Source organism: Pseudomonas coleopterorum, assembly GCF_900105555.1.
Classification (GTDB): Bacteria; Pseudomonadota; Gammaproteobacteria; order Pseudomonadales; family Pseudomonadaceae; genus Aquipseudomonas; species Aquipseudomonas coleopterorum.
Map to the genome: position 1 here is coordinate 4,157,135 of NZ_FNTZ01000001.1, position 24,237 is coordinate 4,181,371.

24 protein-coding genes are annotated in these 24,237 nt (G+C 64.2%); 22 read left to right on the forward strand and 2 right to left on the reverse strand.

The features are described from left to right. The first annotated feature begins 16 nt into the window (after positions 1-16). From BLV18_RS18820 to BLV18_RS18905, 18 genes are all read left to right on the forward strand, one after another. Entirely contained in the window at positions 17-802 is a 786-nt protein-coding gene (locus BLV18_RS18820) for a WbqC family protein (RefSeq protein ID WP_090360798.1), read from the forward strand. Then, the gene (gene rfaH / locus BLV18_RS18825) at positions 799-1,311 is read left to right on the forward strand and encodes a transcription/translation regulatory transformer protein RfaH (RefSeq protein ID WP_056845295.1); all 513 of its coding nucleotides are present in this window, start codon (positions 799-801) and stop codon (positions 1,309-1,311) included. The genes BLV18_RS18820 and rfaH overlap by 4 nt, the downstream gene beginning before the upstream one ends. 39 nt (positions 1,312-1,350) lie before the next feature. Then, on the forward strand, positions 1,351-2,355 hold the full coding sequence (locus BLV18_RS18830) for a glycosyltransferase (protein WP_090360802.1): 1,005 nt from the start codon (positions 1,351-1,353) through the stop codon (positions 2,353-2,355). Continuing rightward, positions 2,352-3,590: a glycosyltransferase family 4 protein gene (locus BLV18_RS18835; protein ID WP_090360803.1), complete on the forward strand. Its 1,239-nt coding sequence runs from the start codon at positions 2,352-2,354 to the stop codon at positions 3,588-3,590. Before BLV18_RS18830 ends, BLV18_RS18835 begins: the two co-directional genes overlap by 4 nt. After that, positions 3,559-4,884 carry a hypothetical protein gene (locus BLV18_RS18840; protein WP_139211032.1) on the forward strand — a complete coding sequence of 442 codons (1,326 nt, stop codon included), beginning with the start codon at positions 3,559-3,561 and terminating at the stop codon, positions 4,882-4,884. Before BLV18_RS18835 ends, BLV18_RS18840 begins: the two co-directional genes overlap by 32 nt. A gap of 29 nt (positions 4,885-4,913) precedes the next feature. Then, complete coding sequence (locus BLV18_RS18845) at positions 4,914-6,194, forward strand: glycoside hydrolase family protein (RefSeq protein WP_244156894.1); 1,281 nt, start codon at positions 4,914-4,916, stop codon at positions 6,192-6,194. Positions 6,195-6,309: 115 nt separating this feature from the next. Beyond that, positions 6,310-7,419: a glycosyltransferase family 4 protein gene (locus tag BLV18_RS18850; RefSeq protein ID WP_090360813.1), complete on the forward strand. Its 1,110-nt coding sequence runs from the start codon at positions 6,310-6,312 to the stop codon at positions 7,417-7,419. After that, positions 7,416-8,489, forward strand: coding sequence for an acyltransferase family protein (locus BLV18_RS18855; RefSeq protein ID WP_090360816.1), 1,074 nt, complete (start codon positions 7,416-7,418; stop codon positions 8,487-8,489). Before BLV18_RS18850 ends, BLV18_RS18855 begins: the two co-directional genes overlap by 4 nt. Then, positions 8,467-9,666, forward strand: coding sequence for a glycosyltransferase family 4 protein (locus BLV18_RS18860; protein ID WP_056845288.1), 1,200 nt, complete (start codon positions 8,467-8,469; stop codon positions 9,664-9,666). Before BLV18_RS18855 ends, BLV18_RS18860 begins: the two co-directional genes overlap by 23 nt. Before the next feature lie 87 nt (positions 9,667-9,753). Then, positions 9,754-10,836 (forward strand): polysaccharide biosynthesis/export family protein, encoded by a 1,083-nt coding sequence (locus tag BLV18_RS18865; protein WP_049862447.1) that lies wholly within the window; start codon positions 9,754-9,756, stop codon positions 10,834-10,836. A 122-nt stretch (positions 10,837-10,958) separates the two neighbouring features. Then, positions 10,959-11,123, forward strand: coding sequence for a hypothetical protein (locus tag BLV18_RS18870; protein ID WP_090360818.1), 165 nt, complete (start codon positions 10,959-10,961; stop codon positions 11,121-11,123). Between the two features lie 208 nt (positions 11,124-11,331). Further along, on the forward strand, positions 11,332-13,785 hold the full coding sequence (gene pqqF / locus BLV18_RS18875; RefSeq protein WP_090360821.1) for a pyrroloquinoline quinone biosynthesis protein PqqF: 2,454 nt from the start codon (positions 11,332-11,334) through the stop codon (positions 13,783-13,785). A gap of 130 nt (positions 13,786-13,915) precedes the next feature. Next, the gene (gene pqqA, locus BLV18_RS18880) at positions 13,916-13,987 is read left to right on the forward strand and encodes a pyrroloquinoline quinone precursor peptide PqqA (RefSeq protein ID WP_008365141.1); all 72 of its coding nucleotides are present in this window, start codon (positions 13,916-13,918) and stop codon (positions 13,985-13,987) included. 79 nt (positions 13,988-14,066) lie between these two features. Continuing rightward, positions 14,067-14,978 carry a pyrroloquinoline quinone biosynthesis protein PqqB gene (gene pqqB / locus BLV18_RS18885; protein WP_056845285.1) on the forward strand — a complete coding sequence of 304 codons (912 nt, stop codon included), beginning with the start codon at positions 14,067-14,069 and terminating at the stop codon, positions 14,976-14,978. 202 nt (positions 14,979-15,180) lie between these two features. Then, the gene (pqqC, locus tag BLV18_RS18890) at positions 15,181-15,933 is read left to right on the forward strand and encodes a pyrroloquinoline-quinone synthase PqqC (protein ID WP_090360823.1); all 753 of its coding nucleotides are present in this window, start codon (positions 15,181-15,183) and stop codon (positions 15,931-15,933) included. Further along, the gene (gene pqqD, locus BLV18_RS18895) at positions 15,930-16,223 is read left to right on the forward strand and encodes a pyrroloquinoline quinone biosynthesis peptide chaperone PqqD (protein WP_090360826.1); all 294 of its coding nucleotides are present in this window, start codon (positions 15,930-15,932) and stop codon (positions 16,221-16,223) included. Before pqqC ends, pqqD begins: the two co-directional genes overlap by 4 nt. Continuing rightward, positions 16,177-17,337, forward strand: a complete 1,161-nt coding sequence (gene pqqE, locus BLV18_RS18900) for a pyrroloquinoline quinone biosynthesis protein PqqE (RefSeq protein WP_090360828.1) — start codon at positions 16,177-16,179, stop codon at positions 17,335-17,337. Before pqqD ends, pqqE begins: the two co-directional genes overlap by 47 nt. Continuing rightward, entirely contained in the window at positions 17,303-19,132 is a 1,830-nt protein-coding gene (locus tag BLV18_RS18905) for a S9 family peptidase (protein WP_090360831.1), read from the forward strand. The genes pqqE and BLV18_RS18905 overlap by 35 nt, the downstream gene beginning before the upstream one ends. Positions 19,133-19,183: 51 nt before the next feature. On the opposite strand, the gene BLV18_RS18910 is transcribed toward BLV18_RS18905, so the two are convergent. Beyond that, a complete protein-coding gene (locus BLV18_RS18910; RefSeq protein WP_082223739.1) occupies positions 19,184-19,345 on the reverse strand; it encodes a YqaE/Pmp3 family membrane protein in 162 nt (53 codons plus the stop codon). A 63-nt stretch (positions 19,346-19,408) separates the two neighbouring features. After that, the gene (waaA, locus tag BLV18_RS18915) at positions 19,409-20,680 is read right to left on the reverse strand and encodes a lipid IV(A) 3-deoxy-D-manno-octulosonic acid transferase (protein WP_090360836.1); all 1,272 of its coding nucleotides are present in this window, start codon (positions 20,678-20,680) and stop codon (positions 19,409-19,411) included. A gap of 145 nt (positions 20,681-20,825) precedes the next feature. On the opposite strand from waaA, the gene BLV18_RS18920 reads away from it, so the two are divergent. Genes BLV18_RS18920 through BLV18_RS18935 form a run of 4 tightly spaced genes read left to right on the forward strand, consistent with a single transcriptional unit; the run spans position 20,826 to position 24,192 of the window. Continuing rightward, complete coding sequence (locus tag BLV18_RS18920) at positions 20,826-21,158, forward strand: DMT family transporter (RefSeq protein WP_049862455.1); 333 nt, start codon at positions 20,826-20,828, stop codon at positions 21,156-21,158. Between the two features lie 42 nt (positions 21,159-21,200). Next, the gene (locus BLV18_RS18925) at positions 21,201-22,376 is read left to right on the forward strand and encodes an NAD(P)/FAD-dependent oxidoreductase (protein WP_090360839.1); all 1,176 of its coding nucleotides are present in this window, start codon (positions 21,201-21,203) and stop codon (positions 22,374-22,376) included. Next, positions 22,373-23,185, forward strand: coding sequence for an aldo/keto reductase (locus BLV18_RS18930; RefSeq protein ID WP_090360841.1), 813 nt, complete (start codon positions 22,373-22,375; stop codon positions 23,183-23,185). The genes BLV18_RS18925 and BLV18_RS18930 overlap by 4 nt, the downstream gene beginning before the upstream one ends. 41 nt (positions 23,186-23,226) lie before the next feature. Continuing rightward, positions 23,227-24,192, forward strand: a complete 966-nt coding sequence (locus BLV18_RS18935; RefSeq protein ID WP_090360844.1) for a metal ABC transporter ATPase — start codon at positions 23,227-23,229, stop codon at positions 24,190-24,192. The last annotated feature ends 45 nt before the right edge of the window (positions 24,193-24,237 follow it).

A 24,237-nucleotide genomic window follows, 5' to 3' on the forward strand; every position in this document is an offset into this window, starting at 1 on the left:
AGGCAGGAGTCTCCCGATGCCCCGCACCGTTGCAATGATGCAGCCTTACTGGTTTCCCTATTTCGGCTATTTCCAGCTGATCGCCGGCGCCGATGCCTTTGTGCTCGGCGACAACCTGCAGTACGTACATCCGGGTTGGGTCAACCGCAACCGGCTGCTCAGCTGTGGCGCACCGGCCCTGTTCACCTTGCCGCTGAAGAAGGACCGCTCGGACCTGGCGATCAACCAGCGCGAGCTCAGCGACAGTGCCCCGCAGGTGCTGGGCAAGCTGCTCAAGACCATTGCCATGAGCTACTCCCGCGCGCCTTACCGCGACGACGTGCTGGCGCTGCTCGAGCCGCTGATGACCTGCCCGGAACGCAACCTGGCGCTGTACCTGGAGTACTCGCTGCGCAAAGTCTGCGAATACCTGCAGATCGACACGCCGATCCACGTTGCCTCCACCCTGCCGGTGGACGAGCGCCAGGTGCTGGACAAGCAGGACCGCGTGGTGAAGCTGGCCCGCCACTTCGGCGCGCAGCGCTACCTCAATCCTATCGGCGGCACGGCGCTGTACGACGAAGAGTACTTCGCCCGTCACGACCTGGAACTGCGTTTTCACCGCATGGACGAGCTTTGCTACACGCAGTTCAAAGACCCGTTCGTGCCCAACCTGTCGATCATCGACGTACTGATGTTCAACCCGGTATCACGGATTCGCCAATGGCTGCCGTGCTACAGCACGCTCAAGCCGAGCGCTGCACAGGACACCCGCAGGGTGGCCACCAGTCCTTCCGTCCACGCCATCGAGATGCGCTCATGAACGACTTCGACAGCAATGCCAACTGGTACCTGATCCAGACCAAACCGCGGCAGGAAGCCCGTGCCGAAGAACATCTGCTGCGTCAGCAATACGAGTGCTTTCGCCCGTTGCGCGCCGCCCCTGCCCTGACCCGCAGCCGCCGCGTGGCCGACGAGGACTTGTTCCCCGGCTACCTGTTCATCCGCCTGGACTGCAACGACAACTGGTACCCGATCCGCTCCACCCGTGGCGTGTGCCGCGTCGTCGCCTTCGGCGGCATGCCGTGCCCGGTACCGGACAGCCTGATCGCCAGCATTCGCCAGCGCACCCAGGCAAGCGCCGCGAACGCGGTGCGTTTCACCGAAGGCGAAGCGGTGCGAGTGCGCACCGGCGACAGTGAAGTGCAGGCCATTTTCCTCTGCGAGGACGGCGACGAACGCGCCGTGATCCTGCTCAACCTGCTGCAACGCGAGCAGCGTATCAGCCTGCCGCGCAGCAGCCTGCAGCGGCTTACCGCGCACGCCTGCTGAGCGGCGCACCGACATACGATGCTTCAGGAGAGCAGTTCGATGAATGCCAAGACCACCCTGGTGACACTGACGTACGGCGACCGCCTTTGTTACCTCGAAGCGCTGATCGAGCGTTCGCTGGCCTCCGCACACATCGAACGGGTGGTGGTGGTGAGCAACGCGTCGCGCGCCGATCTGAACTCGCTGCGCACGCAATGGCCGACCCGGATCACCGTGATCGAGCTGCCCAGCAACACCGGCTCGGCCAATGGCTACAAGGTCGGTATCGAGGCGGCGTTGCAGCAGGGCGCTGAATACCTGTGGCTGATGGACGACGACAATGCACCTACCCTCGGCGCTGTCGAGACCCTGCACCAGCGGCTGCACGAGTGCGAGCGCATCGTGGGCGTGGACAAGGCCGCCGTGATCGGTTTTCGACCCAACCACCAGGCCGACATCGCCGCCGGGGTGCCGCATCGCTATGCGATCCAGTTGCGCTCCAGCTGCTTCGGTTTCCACATTGCCCAATTGCCCTACAAGCTGTGGCGGCGTACGCCCTGGGGAAAACCGGCCGGGCGCAAGGCGGCCAGCAAACCCTTGGTGCAACTGCCCTTCACCACCTACGGCGGCCTGCTCGCGCACCGCAGCGTGTTCCAGCGCATCGGCCTGCCGCTCGAAGACCTGCTGCTGTATGCCGATGACACCGAATACACCTGGCGCATCACCGCCAGCGGCGGGCAGATCTTTCTGGTGACCGAGGCGCTGCTCGACGACCTGGAAGAGTCGTGGAATGCCAAGGCCCGCACCAACAACATTTTCGAGAGCTTCCTGCTCGGCAACTCGGACCTGCGCGCCTATTACACCGCGCGCAACCAGGCCTGGTTCGACAAGCACGTGTGGGCCGGCTCGACGCTGCTGTATCGGCTCAATCGCTCGGTGTTTCTGCTGTTGCTGCGCTATTTCGCAAAAAGGAGCGGTTCGGACCGACGCCTGGGTTTGCTCGAACAAGCCATGCGTGACGGGGAATCGGGTCGTCTGGGCATTCATGAATCCTACCCACTATGAAGATATTGTTCCTGAGCAGCCTGTACTCGCCGCACATCGGCGGCGGTGCTGAAATCGTCCTGCAACGCACGGTCGAGGGCATGCAGCAGCGTGGCCACCAGGTCTGCGTGCTGAGCACCGGCCCCGATGCGGGTCTCAAGCATGAATACGTCAAGGGCGTGAAGGTCTACCGCGCCGGGCTGCTCAACACCTACTGGCACTTCAGCGAGCAGCGCCCCGGCGCGCTGGCCCGGCTGGGCTGGCACCTGCGCGACAAGTACAACATGGGCATGCGCACCTACCTGCGCGAAGTGCTGGCCGCCGAGCACGTCGACCTGGTGGTGTGCCACAACCTCAGTGGCTGGTCGGTGTCGGCCTGGGACGAGATTTCCGCCTCCGGTTTGCCGCTGGTGCAGGTGCTGCACGACATGTACCTGATGTGCCCCAGCAGCAACATGTTCAAGAAGAACGCCGCCTGCAAGGTGCCCTGCACGCTGTGCAGGCACTTCCGCCAAGGCCATGCCGAACGCTCGGCCCAGGTCGACGCAGTGGTGGGGGTCAGCCAGCACCTGCTGGGCAAGCTCACCGACGCACGCTTCTTCCGCAACGCTTCGCAGCAGGTGATCTACAACGCCAGCCCGAAGATCGACCCTGCACCGTCGCGTTTCACCCGCATGGCCCAAGGCGAACCGTTGCGCTTCGGCTACCTGGGCACCTTGTCCGAGCCCAAGGGCCTGCGCTGGCTGATCGATCAGTTCAAACGGTTGCCGTTCAACGCCACCTTGCAGATCGCCGGGCGCGGGCAACTGGACTACGAGCAGGTGCTCAAGCTTGAAGCCAGCGGCGAAAACATCCACTTCGTCGGCTATCAGTCGCCGGACAGCTTCTATCGGCAGATCGACGTGGCCATCGTGCCTTCGATCTGGAACGAGCCATTCGGCCTGGTGGCGGTGGAAGCCTGCGCCCACTCGGTGCCGGTGATCGCCAGTGCCCGCGGCGGCCTGCCGGAGATCATCCAGGATGGCGTCAACGGCCTGCTGTGCAACCCCGACGAGCCACAGACCCTGGGCCTGGCGATGCTGCAGCTGTACCGCGACCCCGAGCTGCGCGAACGCCTGGGCGCCCAGGCGCGCAACAGCGTCGAGCACCTGCTCGACCAGGAACGGATGCTCGACAGTTATCAACAGCTGTTCCTCGATGTTCTGCAAAGAAGAAATGTCCATCATGAAATCAGCCCTGTCACTCAGTCGCTTTGAGGCCCCGGCGACACGACTTGCGGTGAACAAGTCGACGCTGGTGGTCTGGACCGCGATCGCCCTGCTGCTGGTCGAGACGTTTTCCGGTGCGTTGCGCTATTACTTCGATCAGGCCGGCATCTCGGCCTTGCTGTACCTGCCCAAGGTGCTGTGCGTGGTGTTGTTCGCCCTGGAATTGACCACGCTCAAGACCCACCGCCTGTTCTGGATCCTGTTGCTGGGCCTGGTCGTCTCGGCCGGGTTGGGCATGCTCCACGGCGCGGCCCTGGTGAACCCGCTGTTCGCCCTGTTCGGCTATATCCCGTTACTGTTCGGGCTGGTCTGCGGGGAGCATCTGGAACAGCGCCGCAAGCTGCTGGGCTGGGCGATCGGCCTGTGCCTGCTGGCGACCATCGTCGGCGTGTACGCCGACAGTCTGTTTTCGGTGCCGTGGAAAGGCTACAGCTACAACTTGGGCGACCAGGAGCTGACCGGCAACATGACCTGGGCAGCCGACGGTATCGACCGCCCGGCAGGATTCGCGCGGATGTCGACCACAGCCGCCACCCTGACCGCGGTCTTCACCCTGTACCTGTGTGCCTTCACCCGCTCCAAGGTGCTGCTGCTCGCTTTGCTGGGCGTGGCGTTCGTGACCATTCTGGTGACCACCAACAAGTCCACCGCCGTGGCGCTCATCGCCGTGTTGCTGGTGATGCCGTTCTACAACCAGCGCCTGCTCTGCCGAGTGGCCTTCGTCGTACTGATTGGCATGGGCGCCGTGCTGCCACTGGTTGGCCTGTGGACGCCGCTGGATCCGAGCCTGGCCGCCAGTGGCGCCGAAGGCAGCCTGGTGTCGCTGTACGACCGCATGATCAACACCTGGCCGCGCCTGGCCGATGAAGTGGCCCGCCGCGACTGGAGCTGGACGGGCGGCGGCCTGGGCATGGTCGGCAGCGCGGTGAACATGTTTCCCGTGGACAACGTCAAGTACCCGGCCGTGGCCGACAGTCTGTTCATGTACCTGTGGGCCAGTTTCGGCGTCATGGGCCCGGTGCTCTACGCGCTGCTCCTGCCGCTGCTGATGACACTGCGCAGCAAGAACAGCTGGATGGCTCGCGCCCTGTTGAGCATTTCCCTGTGCGTGGTGGTGGTGGGCTGGACGACTGACGTGCTGGAAGTGCCGGTCTGCGGGATCTTTCTGGGCATGGCCATCGCCCATGCGCTGCGCCGCAAGGCCATGCCCGTGCAGTGGTTGATTACCGAGCGACGTCGCAGCAACCGTGATGACTACCCCGATGGCCTTCAACTGACGTGAACCTTTTTATGCCCAGATTGCTGCAACGTATGGTTTGGTTACTGCTGGGGCTGTTCACCCATGCGAACACCAAGGCCGCCGACACTTTCATCGTCGGGGTCGGTACCCATCTGCTTCATTCGAGCGCGCCGGTGGCACGGCCGACCTTGCTCATGAAAGAGGCTGGCATCACCTCGGCCCGCGATGACCTGTTCTGGTCAACGGTAGAACTGGAGCCCAAGCGCCTGAACTTTCCGATGGGCTGGCAGCGCTATCTGCAGGCCCTGCGCGAACGGCAGATCGGCAACATGCTCATCCTGGGCTACGGCAACCAGTGGTATGAAAAAGATGCGAAGCCACGCAGCCCTTTCGTGCGCGATGCTTTCGCCAACTACGTGAACTTCATCAGCCGGCGCCTGCGTGGCCAGGTGGACTTCTACGAGATCTGGAACGAATGGGACCTGGAAGACCCGACCAGCGAAGCCTTCAGCCAGGACTACGCCACGCTGATCAAGGACACCAGCGCGCTGGTGCGCAGCAACGACCCAGACGTGCGCCTGGTGGCCGGCGCGGTGACCACTCAGGGTCTGCAGGAAGGCTTCGCCGACCGACTGGTAGAGGCTGGTGTGATGGACGATCTGGACGGCTTGTCGCTGCACCCGTATGTCCACTGCCGCAAGGACCATGCAGGCAACACCCCGGAAAGCTGGATCAAGTGGCTGAGCGACATCTCCAGCCGCCTCGACGCCCTGGCCGAGCGCCCAGTGCCGCTGTACCTGACGGAAATGAGCTGGCCCAGCGCCGACGAGCCTTGCGGGGTCAGCGAAACCACCCAGGCCGCGTACCTGGCGCGAGGGTTTTTCCTGGCGCGCATTCATCCGGCGATCCAGGGCATGTGGTGGTACGACCTGCTCAACGACGGTCGCGACCCCAAGGAGCGCGAACACAACTTCGGCCTGCTCGACAACGATCTGAACCCCAAGCCGGCGTACACCACGCTCAAGGCGATTGCACCGTACCTGACACAGTACCGCTACGACGCCAAGCACAGCGTGATCAGCGACACGCTGTACCAATTGCGCTTCGCCAAGGGTGATGAACAGGTGCTGGTGGTCTGGGCGGTGGGTCAGTCGCGGCCGGTACGGATCCAGTCCAGCGCCCTGCTGCAGGGCGGCGCGCGGCTGATCGACACACGCCAGGCCGGGGTGGGCATGCGCGAAAGCGAGAACCCATGGGATTGCGGGGAGCACTACTGCACCACGGTGGTGACCGCCTCCGAGTTCCCCAAGATCATCAGCCTGGGCAAAGCCAATTGGCTGTTCACCCAGTAGAAAACGCGACGCCCGCAGGAGCGGGCCGTAATTGCGGTGCATCTTGCGCCGCCTTCGACCGCGACCGTTGGACGCGGCACTACCTCTAGCAAGCGCGTGAGCCAAGGATGTTCCGATGATTGTCATCAATGCACGTTTTCTGACCCAGGAGCTGCGCGGGGTGCAACGGTTCGCCGAGCAGACCTGCCTGGCCCTCAAGCGGCAACGTGACGACCTGGTGTTCGTCACCTCACCGGGTGTGCGCATGCACGAGACCGCTCGGCTGCTGGACGCCCAGGTCGTGGGCACTCGCACTGGCCACCTGTGGGAACAACTGGACCTGCCGCGCTACCTGCGCAGCCAGGGCAACCCCTTGTTGCTGTCGTTGTGCGCCACCGCGCCGCTGTTCTATGGCAATCAGATCGCCACGCACCACGACATCACCTACGTGCGTCATCCACACAGCTATACCTGGCAGTTCCGCACGGCCTATCGGCTGATGACGCCGCTGTTGCTCAAGCGTCTGAAGACACTGATCACCGTCAGCCAGTTTTCCAAGCGCGAGATCGGCGAGTTCTACGATTTTCCGGCGCAGAAGATCCTCGTGGTGCCCAATGCCGTGGGCGAAGAATTTCAACCCGGTGAACCGTTGCAGGCCGGTCCGCGCTATCTGCTGGCAGTGTCCTCGCCCAGCGCGCACAAGAACTTCAGCCGCATGATCCAGGCGTTCCTGCAGCTCAAGGGCTTCGAGCAGGTGGAGTTGCGCATCGTCGGTGGCGGCGGCGCGGTGTTTTCCGACCCGAACCTGGAGGCTCTTGCCAACAGCGATCCACGGGTGCGCTTTCTCGGGCGCCTGACCGACGCCCAGCTGATCGAGCAGTACCAGGGCGCGGCGGCCTTCGTGTTTCCTTCGCTGTACGAAGGCTTCGGCATTCCGCCGCTCGAAGCGCAGGCCTGCGGTTGCCCGGTGCTGGCGGCCAATGCCGCCTCGATCCCCGAGGTGCTGCAGTCCAGCGCGCTGTACTTCGATCCACTGGACGTCGAACACATCAGCCGGGCCATGGCGCTGGCCTTGAACAGCCTGACCATCCGCCAGCACCTGCGCACCCTGGGCCTGCAGAATGTATCGCGGTTCAGTTGGGACGCATCGGCACGGCTGATCAGCGACCGAATCGACACGGTCCAGATGCGACGTCCGCGCAGTGCCGCATTGACCCAGCCGTCGCCCGGCAAGGAGCACTCATGACTCGCCTGGGGTATCTGGATGCCTTGCGCGGCATCGCCGCCCTGCTGGTGGTGGTCTGTCACTTGTGGCAGCCGTTGCTGGGCCCCGGTGCGCTGCCGCATTTCTGGCTGGACATCGGCAAGCTGGGCGTCATCTGGTTCTTTCTGCTCAGCGGTGTGGTAATCCCGTTCAGCCTGCAACCTGGCCCCGGCGGCGCACGTCGCTTCATCGTCTCGCGGGTGCTGCGCCTGTACCCGGCCTATTGGCTGTCGCTGGCCCTGTACATCGGCATGCTGGCACTGACCGGCGAAACCCTGCCGACCTGGCAGCGTGTGGTGGCCAACGTCACCATGCTGCAGGCGGCCATGGGCGTCGAAGACGTGATGGGGCTGTACTGGACGCTGTTCATCGAGTGGCTGTTCTATGCGCTGTGCCTGGGCCTGATGCTGATCGGTCGCCTGCGCAGTACCGGCTTCCGTGCCGCCTGCGCCCTGGCCCTGCTGGCCGCTGCGGTGGGCATGGGCATGATGCGCATGCTGCTCGAACGCAAGCTGCCGGTGGCCTTGCCGCTGGGCCTGTCGCTGATGCTGTTCGGTTCGATCTGGCGCGACTGCCTGCTCGGCCAGGCCGATTACCAGGTACGGCGCTGCGTGAAGGGCCTGCTGCTGGCCTATGCCGTGGCCCTGCCGTCGACCTTCTACGCCGCCTACGGCTTCGATGCCGGCAACGGCGAGTACTGGTTTCGCTACTGCTTCACCTACCTGTTGGCCATCAGCAGCTTCATGTTGCTGACCCAGCGCATCCGCCTGCATCAACCGTTGTTGCTGTGGCTGGGCACCATCAGTTATTCGCTGTACCTGCTGCACCCGAGCATGGAGCTGTTGTGCCGTTACCTGCTGGGCGTTCCCGGTCGTTCGTTGTCGGTCACCTTGCTTGCCACCGCGCTGTCACTGCTGGCCGCGCACGTGAGCTATCGCCTCGTCGAACTGCCTTTTATCCAGTTGAGCAAACGACTCAACACCCGTGCTCGCCCGAGCGCGCCCCTCATTCCCGAACTGCAGGTGCCCTATGAAAATAGCAATCGTCCATGATTGGCTTGTCACCTACGCCGGTGCCGAAAAGGTCCTGGCCTCGATGCTCAAGATCTGGCCCGACGCCGACCTGTTCTCGGTCATCGACTTTCTCAGCGACGAAGATCGCGTGCACCTGGGCGGCAAGCGTGCCACCACCACCTTCATCCAGCGCCTGCCCAAGGCCCGCACGCGCTACCAGAAATACCTGCCCTTGATGCCCATGGCCATCGAGCAACTGGACCTGTCCGGCTACGACCTGATCCTGTCGAGCAGCCACGCGGTGGCCAAGGGCGTGCTGACCGGCCCCAACCAGTTGCACATCAGCTACGTGCATTCGCCCATCCGCTATGCCTGGGACCTGCAGCACCAGTACCTGCGCGAGGCCAATCTGCTGGCCGGTATCAAGAGCAAGGTGGCACGGATGATCCTGCATTACATGCGCATGTGGGACCAGCGCACCGCCGCCGGTGTCGACGAGTTCATCAGCAACTCGCAGTTCATCGGCCGACGCATCGACAAGGCCTATCGCCGTCCCTCGACCGTCATCTATCCGCCGGTCGACACCACCGGCTTCAACCTGCAGACCGAGAAGCAGGACTTCTACCTGACCGCCCAGCGCATGGTGCCGTACAAGAAGGTGCCGATGATGGTCGAGGCGTTCAGCGCCATGCCCGACAAGCGCCTGATCGTCATCGGCGACGGCCCGGAAATGGACAAGTGCCGCGCGGTGTGCGGCCCCAACGTCACGCTGATGGGCTACCAGTCGTTCGAAGTGCTGCGCGAGCACATGCAGAACGCCCGCGGCTTCGTCTTCGCTGCCGAAGAGGATTTCGGCATCAGCCCGGTGGAAGCCCAGGCCTGCGGCACGCCGGTGATCGCCTTCGGCCGCGGGGGCACCCTGGAAACCGTACGCGGGCTCAACGAAGACAACCCTACCGGGGTGTTCTATTACCAGCAGACCGTGGCGGCGCTCACGGCCGCCATCGAGACGTTCGAGAGCCAGGCCTCGCGCTTCAACCCCCGCGCCTGCCGCGAGAACGCCCTGCAATTCGCGGAAAAGCGCTTCGAACGGGAAATGCGCCAGTTCGTCGAGAACCGCTGGAACGAGGCGCGCCTGGGCGATGCCTTCGATTGCAACCCGGTACTGGGCCTGGCCGACGCCGGTCTGCTGCTCGCCGCAGCCCAGAAACTCTAGGCTCCACGAAAAGACTTCACCGCCACACCGCTGTTCCGAACCTCCCAAATACCGTGTGAGAAGTCCGATTCTCCAAGGAAGATTGCAATGAAACGAACTGTATTCGTAGTCGCGTTGTTCGCCGTGCTGCTGCAAGGATGTGTGTTTTCCCCAGGGCAACACATGACGCCCGAGGATGCCGCCGATGACATCGGCGAAACCGGACCGGTCACGGTCCTGCCGATCAACGCGCAGACCGTCGCCCAGCATCAGAACCAGTACCGGCCAGAACCCGTACCGGCCGCGCTGTATGCCTACAAGCCAGGCGACTACCGCATCGGCGCCGGCGACGGTCTGCAGATCACCGTCTGGGACCACGTCGAGTTGAACTCGCCGACCAACCAGGAACCGCGCGCCCAGGGCACGCAGATCGTGCGCAACGACGGCACCGTGTACTACCCGTTCATCAACTCCATTCAGGCCGAAGGCAAGACCGTCAGCGAACTGCGCAATGACCTGCAACGCGCCCTCTCGCGCTACCTGACCGACACCCAGGTGGACGTCAACGTGCAGAACTACGCCAGCCAGCGCGTGGTGTTTTCCGGCTCGTTCAAGAACGCAGGTCCCCAGGTGCTGAACAACGTGCCGTTGTCGCTGATCGAAGCGGTCAGCCGTGCCGGTGGCGACGATGGCAGCGGCAACCTGGCCGGGCTGATCCTCAAGCGCGACGGTCACGAGTACCTGCTCGACATCGACACCCTGAACCGCAAGGATTCCAAGCTCAACGGCATCTACCTGAAGAACGGCGACCAGCTGCACCTGGGCAACAACCGGGCGAACAAGGTCTACGTGCTCGGCGAAGTCAATTCGCCCCAGGTGATGACCTACGGCACCAGCACCTTCACCCTGCTCGAAGCGCTGGGCAACGCCGGCGGCCTGTCCCAGGAAACCGCCAACGCCGAGGCCATCTACGTGATCCGCGGCGCCCAGGAGCGCGCCCAGCAACCCGCCACGGTGTTCTACCTCAACGCCAAGAAGCCAACCGCTTTCCTGCTCGCCCGCCAGTTCGACCTGCAAGCCTCGGACGTCGTGTTCGTCGGCCCTTCGGACATCACCCGCTGGAACCGCTTCATCAGCCAACTGCTGCCCTCGGCGTCCGTGGTCGCTACTGGCAATGCGCTGAGTCAGTGATCTGACCTGAAGCGGCACTGAACGCTTGGGCAAGCGCTCCACTCCAAGTCTTGCCCGGGCGCTCATTGCCAGCGTTTCGCGTCGACGGGTATTCGAATCATCTGCCCACACCAGGAATTCCCATGACTGACCCACGCAACGTTGCCCACGACAAGAAAGTCCAGCAGGAAAAGAAGAACCACGGCGAAGAGATCGCACCCAACGCCGAGCACGCGCCACAGCCAGGCATGAAGCCGGCGCTCAAGCACGACGATGAGCAGCAGGACGAGCAGGATGACAAGGCTTGAGCCTGTCTGTGAGCTGAGTTGAAGACCGTGGTCTGGCGGCGCCGATTCATGTCGGCGGCCGCCACATCGCCTCCCGAGATGTGCATTTCTCCGCAATCCGCAAAAAAGCTCGTTTTGCCTGGAAAATCCCTGTGCGAACGGCTCCCCCGCCTACCCCCAAATCCGCTACGATTACGCCCTACAGCCTGACCGCTCAAAGGGAATTGACATGCCTCAACCTTCACTGCCGGCCGCCGAACATGTGGTGCTGGACAACGGCCTGCACGTGCGCCTGCATCATGAGCCACGTCTCAAGCGTGCCGCCGCCTTCATGCGCGTTGCCGCAGGCAGCCACGACGTACCTGCCGCCTGGCCGGGTCTGGCTCATTTCCTTGAACATCTGTTCTTTCTCGGCACCGAACGCCACAGCGGCGACCACGGGCTGATGGCCTTCGTGCAGAACCACGGCGGGCAGATCAACGCCAGCACCCGCGAGCGCTGCACCGACTATTTCTTCGAAGTGCCGGTGAATGCCTTCGCCGGTGCGCTGGAACGTCTGTGCGACATGCTCGGTCATCCGCGCATGACCCAGGCCGAGCAACTGCGCGAACGCGAAGTGCTGCACGCCGAATTCGTCGCCTGGTCACGCGACCCCGAGGCACGCCACCAGCAATGGTTGACCAGCGCGCTGGACGCCGAGCATCCGCTGCGGGCCTTCCACGCCGGCAATCGCTACAGCCTGCCGGTACCGCGCGATTCGTTCCAGCAGGACCTGCGCAGCTTCTACCGGCGCTTCTACCAGACCGGACAGATGACCCTGTGCCTGGTCGGCCCGCAACCGCTGGAGCAGCTGCGTGCCATGGCAGAAAAAGCGGCGGGTGCGCTGCGCCCCGGCGACACCGCCGAACAGATCGCCCCGCCACCGCTGGTGGGCACGCCGAGCGAAGCGGTCGAGCCGCCCGACAAGGGCCGGTTCAACCTGCTGTTCGCCTGCGAAAACCTGCCCCGCGGCGCCACCCAGGCCCTGGAGTTTCTCGCCACCTGGCTGGGGGCCAGCCAGCACGGCGGCTTGTTGGCCGAGTTGCGCCGTCGGCAACTGGTGCATACCCTGGAACTGAGCACGTTCTATACCTTCGCCGACCAGGCCCTGATCAATATCGAATTCAAGCTCACGCCGGCCGGCGAAACGGCGACCGCGCTGATCGGCCAGCTGTGCTTCGATTGGCTGGAGTTCTTCCAGGCCCACGACGACTGGCAAGGCCTGCGCGAGGAATTCCGCCTGCTCAACGAGCGCCGCTTGCAGGTCGCCAGCGCCTTGGAGCTGGCTCGCCATCACAGCGATGAAACGCCGTGCGAGTTGAGCCGCCAAGCCTTGCAGGCGTTGCGCGAGATTCTCGAACACCTGCGCCCCGAGCACCTGTTGCACCCGGTGGCAGCCGGTCCGGAACGCGACCTGGCCGGTCGCTGGCGACTGCCGCCGCGCAACCGCTTTCTGCGCCCCAGCCGCCGCCCGGACCATCCCGTACCGGATCCGCAAGGTCTGGCCTATCGGGACGGCGCTTCGGCGCACAGCCATGAAGCCGCTCTGTACTTGCGCTGGCGCGTCAATGCCTCGCGCCATCAGGGGCTGTTCCGTACGTTGCGAGACAGCCTGCGCAAACTCACCGAAGAAGCACGCCAGGCCGGTGTGCAGATGGTCTTCAGCAGCCTGGGCGACGACTGGCAACTCAAGCTGAGCGGCGTGCAGGCGCCCATCCCGGCGCTGCTGGAGCAAGCCCTGGAGCTGCTGGCCATACCGGCCCCGGAGGTCTGGCACCAGGCCGGGCAGGAATCCACCAGTACCACTCTGACCCCCATCAAGGAACTGCTCAAGCGCCTGCCCGACCACAGTCTGGGCTATTTCCACAGCCGCACCTCCGACGAGGACCTGCACCCCCTGGCCTTGCAGAAGCTGTGGGGCGCGGCGCGCTGGGACGGCCTGGCCGTCGGCATCAACGACGGTGAACGCAGCGCCCTGAACAATGCCTTGCGCAAGATGCCCGGCACCGCCAGCCCGCAGCGGGCGCAACCGCATCCGGCTCAATCGGGGCGTAGCTGGAGTCATGTGCCCTGCCAGTCGAGCGAACAGGCGCTGCTGTTGTTCTGCCCGGTGCCAAGCCAGAGCATCGCCGACGAAGCCGCCTGGCGCCTGCTGGCGCAGTTGTGCCAGACCTCGTTCTACCAGCGCATGCGCGTCGAGCTGCAATTGGGCTACGCCGTGTTCAGTGGCCTGCGCCAGATGGCTGGCCGCACCGGTCTGGTGTTCGGCGTGCAGTCACCCCAGGCACCGTTGGCCGATATCCTGGGCCATGTGCAGACCTTCATCGAAACCCTGCCAACCCTGATCGAAACCCTGAAACCCGCTGCGCTGGACACTCAGCGCGAAGAACTCGCCAGTCGCCACGAGCGCTCGCAGATGGACCTGCTGCCCCTGGCCGAGCTGCTCTGGCAAGCCTGCCAGGCCGGCCATGGTGCCGACTACCTGAATGCCCTGCAGCGAGCCGTGCGCGAGCTACGCCCCGACGACCTGAACCACGCGGCGCAGCAACTGGCCAGCGGCACCGGTGGTTGGCTGTGCCTGGCAACGGGCCCTGCACTGGAGCCTTCGTGGGTGCCGGCCCAGCGATCGTTACCGGGCAGGTAACGGACTTTATCGAATAAATACCCATAGGCGGCTTTCTTATTTAGTAACATAGCGCCCCAAGGAGCATTGAACGTCCTACGGTCGGGGCGGACTAATGCTACAAGCCCATCAACCCAGAAGGAGATCTCTTATGTGGACCAAACCTGCTTACACTGATCTGCGCATCGGCTTCGAAGTCACTATGTACTTCGCCAGCCGCTAAGCTTCAGTTGCAACGCAACGCCTCGGCCAGCCAATGACCGGGGCGTTTTCATTTCCAGGCTTGATGCTGCGAGTTCTCCATGCATATCCAGATTCTCGGCTCCGCCGCCGGTGGCGGCTTTCCCCAGTGGAACTGCAACTGCACCAATTGCAGTGGCTTTCGCGATGGCAGCCTGCGTGCCCATGCGCGTACGCAGTCGTCCATTGCCCTGTCCGACGACGGGGTGAACTGGGTGCTGTGCAACGCCTCGCCGGACATCCGTGCGCAACTGCAGAGCTTTGCGCCCATGCAGCCGGGCCGTGCCCTGCGTGACACCGGGATACAAGCCATCGTCCTGCTCGACAGCCAGATCGATCACACCACCGGCCTGCTCAGCCTGCGCGAAGGCTGCCCGCATCAGGTCTGGTGTACGGACATGGTGCATCAGGACCTGAGCACCGGTTTTCCGCTGTTCAACATGCTCAGCCACTGGAATGGCGGATTGGACTGGCAACGCATCGAACTGACAGGCAGCTTCGTGATTCCGGCCTGCCCGAACCTGCGCTTCACCCCCCTGCCGTTGCGCAGCGCCGCGCCGCCCTACTCGCCCCACCGTTTCGACCCGCATCCGGGCGACAACCTGGGTTTGATCGTGGAAGACACCCGTACCGGTGGCACGCTGTTCTATGCACCGGGCCTGGGCCAGGTGGACGATGCCTTGCTCGAACGCATGGCAGGCGCGGACTGTCTATTGGTAGACGGCACCCTCTGGGATGACGATGAAATGCAACGACGCGGCGTCGGTACCCGTACCGGGCGCGAGATGGGCCACCTGGCGCAGAACGGCCCCGGCGGCATGCTCGAAGTGCTCGAAGGCCTGCCGCGCCAGCGCAAGGTGCTGATCCACATCAACAACACCAACCCGATCCTGGACGAAGACTCGCCACAGCGGGCCGAACTGGCCAGGCGCGGCGTCGAAGTGGCGTTCGATGGGATGAGCATCGAGTTGTAGTGGTGTGTCAGGGAGGGCCTCTTCGCGGGCAGAGACCCGCTCCCACAGGGTTCAATGCAGCCCTTGTGAGAGCGGGCCTCTGCCCGCGAAGAGGCCCTCACCTACAACACATTCCCCACAGGGTTCAATGCAGCCCTTGTGGGAGCGGGTCTCTGCCCGCGAAGAGGCCGGCACTGCGAACACATTCCCCGGGAGAACCACAATGTCCGACACCCCCATGACCCCCGCCGAGTTCGAGCGGGCCTTGCGTGCCAAGGGTGCGTATTACCACATCTACCACCCCTATCACGTGGCGATGTACGAAGGCCGCGCGACTCGTGAGCAAATCCAGGGCTGGGTTGCCAACCGCTTCTACTATCAGGTCAACATCCCCCTCAAAGATGCCGCCATCCTGGCCAACTGCCCGGACCGCGAGATTCGTCGCGAGTGGATCCAGCGCTTGCTCGACCACGACGGCGCCCCCGGCGAAGACGGTGGCATCGAAGCCTGGCTGCGCCTGGGCCAGGCCGTGGGCCTGGATCCCGACCAATTGCGCTCCCAGGAGTTGGTCCTGCCCGGTGTGCGTTTCGCCGTGGACGCCTACGTCAACTTCGCGCGGCGGGCCAACTGGCAGGAAGCGGCCAGCAGCTCGTTGACCGAACTGTTCGCACCACAGATCCATCAGTCGCGCCTGGACAGCTGGCCCGCCCACTACCCGTGGATCGATCCGGCCGGCTACGAATACTTCCGCACTCGCCTGGGCCAGGCCCGGCGCGATGTGGAGCACGGCTTGAGCATCACCCTGCAGCACTACACGACGGTCGAAGGCCAGCAGCGTATGCTGGAAATCCTGCAGTTCAAGCTCGACATCCTGTGGAGCATGCTCGATGCCATGAGCATGGCCTACGAGCTGAACCGCCCGCCCTATCACAGCGTCACCGACCAGCGCGTCTGGCACAAGGGGATCGCCCTATGAGTTTCGACCGTCAAAGCACCCCAAAATGGCGCCAAGGCTACCGCTTCCAGTACGAGCCCGCGCAGAAAGGCCATGTGCTCCTCTATCCCGAGGGCATGATCAAACTCAACGAGAGTGCCAGCGCCATCGGCAGGCTGATCGATGGTCAGCGCAGTGTGGCCACTATCATCGCCCAGCTCGAAGAACAGTTTCCCGGCGTGCCCGAACTGGCCGAGGACATCGAGCAATTCATGGAGGTCGCCCGTGCACAGCACTGGATCGAACTTGCCCAGCCTGCCACCCACGCCTGAAGTCGGCCTGCCGCTTTGGCTGCTGGCGGAGCTGACCTACCGGTGCCCGCTGCAATGCCCGTACTGCTCCAACCCCCTGGACTTCGCAGCCCAAGGCAAGGAATTGAGTACCGAGCAGTGGTTCAAGGTGATGGCCGAAGCCCGCGAGATGGGCGCGGCCCAGATCGGTTTTTCCGGTGGTGAACCGCTGGTGCGTCAGGATCTTGCACAACTGATCGGCGAAGCCCGGCGGCTGGGGTTCTACACCAACCTGATCACCTCGGGCATCGGCCTGACCGAGCAGAAGATCGCTGACTTCAAGACCGCCGGCCTGGATCACATCCAGATCAGCTTTCAGGCCAGCGACGAGCAGGTCAACAATTTGCTGGCCGGCTCGAAGAAAGCCTTCGCGCAGAAGCTGGAAATGGCCCGTGCGGTGAAGGCCCATGGCTATCCGATGGTGCTCAACTTCGTCACTCATCGGCACAACATCGACAAGACCGACCGCATCATCGAGCTGTGCGTGGCTCTTGAGGCCGACTTCGTCGAACTCGCCACCTGCCAGTTCTACGGCTGGGCCGAGCTGAACCGTGCGGGCCTGCTGCCTACCCGTGAGCAACTGGTACGCGCCGAGCGCATCACCAACGAGTACCGCGCCAAGCTGGAAGCGGCCGGCAGCGCCTGCAAGCTGATCTTCGTCACGCCCGACTACTACGAAGAGCGCCCCAAGGGCTGCATGAACGGTTGGGGCAGCATCTTCCTCACCGTGACCCCCGACGGCACCGCGCTGCCCTGTCACGGCGCGCGCCAGCTTCCGGTGGAGTTCCCCAACGTCCGTGATCACAGCCTGCAACACATCTGGTACGACTCCTTTGGCTTCAATCGTTTCCGTGGCTATGCTTGGATGCCCGAGCCTTGCCGCTCGTGCGACGAGAAAGAGAAGGACTTCGGCGGCTGCCGCTGCCAGGCCTTCATGCTGACCGGGGATGCTGCCAATGCCGACCCGGTGTGCAGCAAGTCACCCCACCATGGCGTGATTCTGCGGGCTCGCGAAGAAGCGGAACACGCCACCCAGACGATCGAACAACTGGCCTTCCGCAATGAACGAAACTCTCGCATCATCGCCAAAGCATGACCGCTTCAGCGCCTCCCAGGCCGTCGCCGCAGGGACCGATTTCGCCGAACTTCGGGTAGGCCCCGCCGGCGTGTTCTGGAACGAGTTCCGCCCCCAGGATGGCGCTTGCCGTGTGTGGACCGAGCGCGACGGCGTGGCAACGTGCCTGACACCCGACGGTTACAGCGTGCGCAGCCGCGTCTACGAGTACGGTGGTGGCTCGTTCTGCCTGGCGAATGACGAACTGGTGTTCGTCAACGAGGCCGACCAGCAGCTGTACCGTCAGCCGGTGACCGGTGGCCTGCCGCAGCCTTTGAGCTTCGGCCAGATGCGCTACGGGGGGCTGGAATATGCCGCAGGCCAGGTATTGGCGGTGGAGGAAGACGGCGACACGCATCGTCTGGTGGCCATCGACCTGGCCAGCGAGCGCCATCGCGTGCTGGCCGAAGGCGCCGATTTCTACGCATCACCGGCGCTGAGCCCGGACGGCACCCGCCTGGCCTGGATCGAATGGGATCGGCCCCATCAACCCTGGACGCAAACGCGCCTGATGTGCAGCGAACTGGCGGCTGTCCCGGAGTGCGTGGCCAGTGGTTTCAGCCTGCAGCAGCCGCGCTTCGACGAACAGGGGCGGCTGTACTGCCTGTCCGACGCGCACGGCTTCTGGCAACCCTGGGCCGAGGTCGACGACGACTGGGCGCCATTGCCCGCCGCCAAGGCCGATCACGCCGCGGCCCCTTGGCAATTGGGTGCCTGCACCTGGTTGCCGACGAGCGACCAAGGCTACCTGAGCAGCTGGTTCGAAGCAGGTTTTGGCCGTCTGGGCCTGTGCGATGGGCAAGGCCAATGCGTGGACTATACCGGCGAATACACTCGCTTTCGCGCGCTGGCCATGGACGCCGATCACCTCTACGCCATCGCCGGCTCGCCGGTGCAGCCATCGGCGGTAATTGCCATCGATCGCCACGACCACAGTGTACGCACCCTGGCGGGCGGCTATTCGCCATTGCCGGCCGAGCAGGTCAGCCTGCCGCACCCGCTCAGCTACCCCAGCGGCGGCGAACAGGCACACGGCTTCTTCTACACGGCACAGAGCGACGAGCGGCATCCGCCTCTGGTGGTATTCATCCACGGCGGGCCGACGTCGGCGTGCTATCCGGTGTTCGATCCGCGCATTCAATACTGGACTCAACGCGGCTTTGCCGTCGCCGACCTCAACTATCGCGGCAGCAGCAACCATGGCCGCGCCTATCGTCACGCCCTGCATCTGCGCTGGGGCGAAACCGACGTGCAGGATGCGTGTGCTGTGGTTGCGTACCTGGCCGCTCAAGGCCGCATCGATCCGCACCGTGCGTTCGTGCGTGGCGGCAGCGCGGGTGGCTATACGGTGTTGTGCGCTCTGGCGTTCGCCAAGGTGTTCCGCGCCGGCGCCAGCCAGTACGGGGTCAGCAATCCGGCTGCCCTGGGGCGCGTCACCCACAAGTTCGAGAACGATTACCTGGACTGGCTGATCGGCGACCCGGACATCGACCACCAGCGCTACGCCGACCGCACGCCGCTGCTGCATGCGGACCGAATCACCGCGCCGGTGATCTTCTTTCAGGGAGAGCTGGACGTGGTGGTCGTGCCGCAACAGACCCGCGACATGGTGGCTGCGTTGGAGGCCAATGGCATACCCGTCGAGGCGCACTACTACGCCGAAGAACGGCATGGCTTTCGCAACGCTGCGAACCTTGCACATGCGCTGGAGCATGAATGGCGGTTCTATCTGCAGGTGATGCAGGAGGATGACCGCGGACTGGTCGACCTGCTCTGAACGGGTGCCGGTGCGGTCGTCGAGTAGACGAACGCACCGGCAACAACGTCGTTACTTTCTGCTGGCGATGATGTACACCGCGTGGATGATGCCGGGGATGTAGCCCAGCAACGTGAGCAGGATGTTCAGCCAGAAAGCGCCACCGAAGCCCACTTGCATGAACACGCCGACAGGCGGCAGGAGGATGGCGAAAATGATGCGAATGATGTCCATGGTGCAGCTCCTTGAGGTCGATGCATAACAGACCTCGGGTCGCCCACGGCGTTCCGCGTGGCGCTAAAGCTTGGCGTCGAGGGCATCGAGCAGACGCTTCAACGCGCCTTGGTTGGCGCGCATCACGGCCAGCCCGGCCTCTCCGCTGCGCACCGCATCACGCGGCAGTTCTATCCACTGTCGCACTGCCGTTGCCAGACCCTGTGCGTCGTCGACCTCGACCAATGCACCAGCCTCGCGCAGCATCGCGCCGATCTCGAGAAAGTTGAACATGTGCGGCCCGCTCAGCACCGGCTTGGCCAGCGCGGCAGGCTCCAATGGGTTGTGCCCTCCATTGGCCACCAGACTGCCGCCGACGAACGCGATGTCCGCCAGGGCATAGAGGAACAGCAACTCGCCCATGGTATCGCCCAGCAGCACTTGGGTTGCCGCCGTGACCGGCTGATCGAGCGAGCGCTGCACCGTGGTGAAACCCTGAGCCCTGCACAGAGCACGCATCGAAGCGAAACGCTCCTGATGCCGCGGGACCAGAATCAGCAAGGCATCGGCATGGCTGGCGAGCAACTGGCGATGGGCGGCCAGGATCACCTCATCTTCACCCTCGTGAGTACTGGCAGCGATCCAGACCGGACGTTCGCTGGCCTGCCACTGTTCGCGCAACCGAGCGGCGCGGACAGGCACGTTAGGGTCGACGTTGAGATCGAACTTGATCGAGCCGGTCACCTGCACGCACTCGGGGCGCGCACCCAATGCCAGAAAACGCTCTGCCTCGACTTGTGTCTGCACCGCTAGCAGGCTCATTTCCGCCAGCATTGGCGCGGTCAACCGAGAGAAACGTGCATAGCCCCTGGCCGAACGCGCGGAGAGCCGGCCATTGGCCAATGCGACCGGAATGCCGCGCCGGGCGCACTGGTGAATATGGTTGGGCCACAGCTCGGTTTCGATGATCACGGCCAGGCGCGGACGTACGTGGTCGAGAAAGCGGCCAGATGCCCAAGGCAGATCGTACGGCAGGTAGCAATGCTGGATCCGCGGCTCATCGGCGAACAGCGCCTGGATGCGCTCCGACCCGGTCGGGGTCATGCAGGTCACGGTGATGGGCAGCTCGGGATGGCGCAGCAGCAACTGGCGGATCATGGGTGCGGCGGCAATGCTTTCTCCCACCGACACGGCATGCACCCAGATACCCCCCGGCTGCATCGGCGGCAGCCGGTAGGCGAAACGCTCGCCCAGGCGTTGCCCGTAGGCCGGCGCCTTGCGCGCGCGCAACCATAGACGCACGGCCAGCAACGGCAGCCCCAGGTGAAACAGCAAGGTGTAGAGAGTTCTGTTCATGGCGGCGAAGTGTACTCAGGTCATGATCCTTGACCAAGTGCCCGCCGCAGCCCTGCGAACCGATTGCCCGGCGGTCACTCGAAATGGGCGAACCCTCTGCAGCCGTGCATCGCCTAGAATGCCTGCATCGAACAGGAGCCCCACCATGAACGCCTACGCTTTTCTTGCCATCGCCATCTGCGCCGAAGTGATCGCCACTGTCTCCATGAAGGCGGTCAAAGGACTCAGTACACCGCTGCCGCTGTTTCTGGTGGTGGCCGGCTATGGCATCGCGTTCTGGATGCTGACCCTGGTGGTGCGCACGGTGCCGGTGGGCATCGCCTACGCCATCTGGGCGGGCATGGGCATCGTCATGGTCAGCATCGCCGCCCTGTTCATCTATGGGCAGAAGCTCGACCTGCCGGCCATGCTCGGCATGGCGCTGATCGTGCTGGGCGTGGTGGTGATCCAGCTGTTCTCGAAAACCACCGGGCACTGAGGCTGTATACTCCTCCGCCTGTCCTAGCCTGCGAGGTCTGCAATGCCGTCTGAACTGTCCACTGATATCGTCATCGTCGGCGCCGGTGTCGCCGGGCTCTGGCTCAACGCGCGGCTGCGCGCCCTGGGCTATTCGACGGTGCTGGTGGAGAACGCGCGCCTGGGCGGCGGGCAGACCTTCAAGGCCCAGGGGATCATTCACGGCGGTGCCAAATACGCCCTGCACGGCGCGCTGACCGGCGCCTCCGAAGCCATCGCCGACATGCCGCGCCGCTGGCGTGAAGCGCTGGCTGGCCAGGGCGAACTGGACCTTTCGGGCGTGCGCCTGCTGTCCGAGGCGCATTATCTGTGGTCGCCGGGCACCCTGGCAGGCAATCTCACCAGCTTTTTCGCCAGCAAGGCCGTGCGTGGCCGGGTCGATCAGGTCAAGGGCGAGCAACTGCCGCCCGCTCTGCAGGACCGCGCGTTCAAGGGCAAGGTCTATCGCTTGGCCGAGCTGGTGGTGGATGTGCCCAGCCTGGTCGCTCGGCTCGCCGAGCTGGCCGGCGATGGGCTGCTGGCGGGTGAGCGGATCGAGCCGCTGTATGACCAGAAGCAGCTGGCCGGACTGATCGTCGACGGTCGGGTGATTCGCGCCCAGCGCGTGGTGCTCAGCGCCGGCGAAGGCATCCAGGCCCTGCTGGCGGAACTGGGCGTCGAACAACCCACGATGCAGCGGCGGCCACTGCACATGGTGCTGGCCAAGGGCGCCAACCTGAAACCCTTGTACGCCCATTGCCTGGGCGGCGGGCCGAAGCCGCGCATCACCGTCACCACCCATCCGGGGGCCGACGGCCAATGGGTCTGGTACCTGGGTGGCGAGATCGCCGAAGCCGATGGCGTGGCTCGCGATCCGGCGCAGCAGATCGCCGCTGCCCAGAAGGAAATCGGCCAACTGTTGCCCTGGGTCGATCAAACCCAGCTGCGCTGGGCCACCCTGCGCGTCAATCGCGCCGAGCCCGCTCAATCCGGGCTGGTGCGTCCGGACAACGCATTTCTGGCCGATCAACCCGGCTTGCTGGTGGGTTGGCCGACCAAGCTGGCCCTGGCGCCGGATTTCGCCGACCGCGTCATCGCTGCCCTGCAGCGCGATGGCATTGCACCGCACAGCCATGCTCCACTGCCCGAGCTGCCCAAGCCGGCATTGGCCACACCTGTCTGGGATGAACTGCTGCCATGAGCCTGCCCACCCTGCACGATCTGCACCGCCCGCTGGGCGACACCGGCCTGCGGGTTTCCCCCCTGGGCCTGGGTACGGTGAAACTGGGTCGCGACCAAGGGGTGAAATACCCCAACGGCTTCACCATTCCCGACGACAGCGCCGCGCGCATGTTGCTGGGCCAGGCACGCCAGTTGGGCATCAACCTGATCGACACCGCGCCGGCCTATGGCATCAGCGAAGAACGCCTGGGGCCGCTGCTGCGGGGTCAGCGGCAGGACTGGGTGATCGTCAGCAAGGTCGGTGAAGAATTCGAATCGGGCCAGTCACGCTTCGACTTCAGCGCCGAGCACACGCGCTTCTCGGTGGAGCGCAGTTTGAAACGCCTGGAAACAGACTTCATCGATCTGCTGCTGGTGCATTCGGACGGCAGCGATCTGGATATTCTCCAGGGCTGTGAGGTGTATGAGACGTTGGCGGCGCTGAAGGCCGAAGGCAAGATTCGCGGCTTCGGGTTTTCTGGCAAAACCGTGCAGGGCGGGCTCAAAGCCCTGGAAACCGGAGACTGCGCCATGGTCACCTACAACCTGAACGAGCAATCCGAGCGCCCGGTGCTCGACTACGCGGCCGCCCATGGCAAGGCCATTCTGGTGAAAAAGGCGTTAGCCAGCGGTCATGCCTGCCTGGCGCCGGGCGTGGATCCGGTGCGCGCCAGCTTCGAGCTGCTGTTTGCTCACCCTGGGGTGGCCAGTGCTATTGTCGGAACGATAAATCCGCTGCACCTGTCCCACAACGTAGCGACAGCCGCTGCCGTGCTACTCAGGAATTGACGCCGCCGACGCGGCCGACCCCGACGCAAGAAGGAGCCGTAATGCCGCGTACCCTGACTCGAAAGAACCCAGGCAATTTCAAGACCCTGCCCCTTGCCGTCGATGCCACGCCCGAGGCCCTGAGCTATGAAGCCGTGGGCATGCCGTTGAATTTCGCCCAGACCCTGGAGCGGCGCAAACCGGTCGAGGTGAGTGACAGCGAACGCTTTCGCGTGGAACTGGCCAACCTCGGCGTGTCGGTCCGGCTGACCCTCAACTGGCGTGGGCGCGACTACTGGGTGCTGGTGCGCCAGCGCCGCGAAGACCGCGGCGACGTGGTGCTCAAGCTGATCTCTGGCTATGTGCCGGCCCATGAAGTGAACCTGCCGCTGCACACGGCCATTCAGGAAATTGCCGAGGAATGCCTGCTGGAGACGTCGGAAGGCTGGCTGGGTGGGCGTTTCAACGACACCTGGCTGCCGACGCCGTATGACCAGGTCTTGCGCTATCAGGAGAAGCTGCCCTTTCGCTTGAGCACCCGCTCTGGTGCAGCGCGGCCGGTGAAGTGTGGCAGCCTGAACCTGATCGAGCGGCCCCGAGCGTATGTGCACGTACCGACGGCTTCGTTGCAGCTGGTGTACGACCTGCGTCTGGAAGTGCCGCCCCAGGCCAAGGGGCTGAGCCTGTTCCACGTCGAGGAGCGGCTGGAAAAGGGTGAATTGATCACCCGCCTGAGCCGCAGCAAGCCTGACCTGTATCTGATTCCTTTGAGGGACGGGCAGCCGGTCGCAGAGCTGTACACGTTGAAGAAGGACAAGCTGCACGCCGCCAGTACACGGGGCGTTTATCTGGCCGAAAGCTTCGCCGCACAGGATGGCTGGCTGGTCCGCGACGAACGCGTGCGCTGGCGCAACTGGGTAGCGGAAAAAGGCCTCGCCATCCCGAAGAAGCCCCGCACCAGCCTGGAGAAATTCAAGGTAAAGGCGCGAGTATTGGTGCGCAAGGTGCGCAGTGGTCTGCACAAGTAATCCCATTGTCCCGACCGGCTACCGTCGTGCGGTGTGCCTGGGAAA

Excerpts from the sequence above, each read along its gene's own strand:
- BLV18_RS18820 (WP_090360798.1), top strand. The coding sequence starts at position 17 with ATGCCCCGCACCGTTGCAATGATGCAGCCTTACTGGTTTCCCTATTTC.
- rfaH (WP_056845295.1), top strand. The coding sequence starts at position 799 with ATGAACGACTTCGACAGCAATGCCAACTGGTACCTGATCCAGACCAAA.
- BLV18_RS18830 (WP_090360802.1), top strand. The coding sequence starts at position 1,351 with ATGAATGCCAAGACCACCCTGGTGACACTGACGTACGGCGACCGCCTT.
- BLV18_RS18835 (WP_090360803.1), top strand. The coding sequence starts at position 2,352 with ATGAAGATATTGTTCCTGAGCAGCCTGTACTCGCCGCACATCGGCGGC.
- BLV18_RS18840 (WP_139211032.1), top strand. The coding sequence starts at position 3,559 with ATGAAATCAGCCCTGTCACTCAGTCGCTTTGAGGCCCCGGCGACACGA.
- BLV18_RS18845 (WP_244156894.1), top strand. The coding sequence starts at position 4,914 with ATGGTTTGGTTACTGCTGGGGCTGTTCACCCATGCGAACACCAAGGCC.
- BLV18_RS18850 (WP_090360813.1), top strand. The coding sequence starts at position 6,310 with ATGATTGTCATCAATGCACGTTTTCTGACCCAGGAGCTGCGCGGGGTG.
- BLV18_RS18855 (WP_090360816.1), top strand. The coding sequence starts at position 7,416 with ATGACTCGCCTGGGGTATCTGGATGCCTTGCGCGGCATCGCCGCCCTG.
- BLV18_RS18860 (WP_056845288.1), top strand. The coding sequence starts at position 8,467 with ATGAAAATAGCAATCGTCCATGATTGGCTTGTCACCTACGCCGGTGCC.
- BLV18_RS18865 (WP_049862447.1), top strand. The coding sequence starts at position 9,754 with ATGAAACGAACTGTATTCGTAGTCGCGTTGTTCGCCGTGCTGCTGCAA.
- BLV18_RS18870 (WP_090360818.1), top strand. The coding sequence starts at position 10,959 with ATGACTGACCCACGCAACGTTGCCCACGACAAGAAAGTCCAGCAGGAA.
- pqqF (WP_090360821.1), top strand. The coding sequence starts at position 11,332 with ATGCCTCAACCTTCACTGCCGGCCGCCGAACATGTGGTGCTGGACAAC.
- pqqB (WP_056845285.1), top strand. The coding sequence starts at position 14,067 with ATGCATATCCAGATTCTCGGCTCCGCCGCCGGTGGCGGCTTTCCCCAG.
- pqqC (WP_090360823.1), top strand. The coding sequence starts at position 15,181 with ATGTCCGACACCCCCATGACCCCCGCCGAGTTCGAGCGGGCCTTGCGT.
- pqqD (WP_090360826.1), top strand. The coding sequence starts at position 15,930 with ATGAGTTTCGACCGTCAAAGCACCCCAAAATGGCGCCAAGGCTACCGC.
- BLV18_RS18905 (WP_090360831.1), top strand. The coding sequence starts at position 17,303 with ATGAACGAAACTCTCGCATCATCGCCAAAGCATGACCGCTTCAGCGCC.
- BLV18_RS18910 (WP_082223739.1), bottom strand. The coding sequence starts at position 19,345 with ATGGACATCATTCGCATCATTTTCGCCATCCTCCTGCCGCCTGTCGGC.
- waaA (WP_090360836.1), bottom strand. The coding sequence starts at position 20,680 with ATGAACAGAACTCTCTACACCTTGCTGTTTCACCTGGGGCTGCCGTTG.
- BLV18_RS18920 (WP_049862455.1), top strand. The coding sequence starts at position 20,826 with ATGAACGCCTACGCTTTTCTTGCCATCGCCATCTGCGCCGAAGTGATC.
- BLV18_RS18925 (WP_090360839.1), top strand. The coding sequence starts at position 21,201 with ATGCCGTCTGAACTGTCCACTGATATCGTCATCGTCGGCGCCGGTGTC.
- BLV18_RS18930 (WP_090360841.1), top strand. The coding sequence starts at position 22,373 with ATGAGCCTGCCCACCCTGCACGATCTGCACCGCCCGCTGGGCGACACC.
- BLV18_RS18935 (WP_090360844.1), top strand. The coding sequence starts at position 23,227 with ATGCCGCGTACCCTGACTCGAAAGAACCCAGGCAATTTCAAGACCCTG.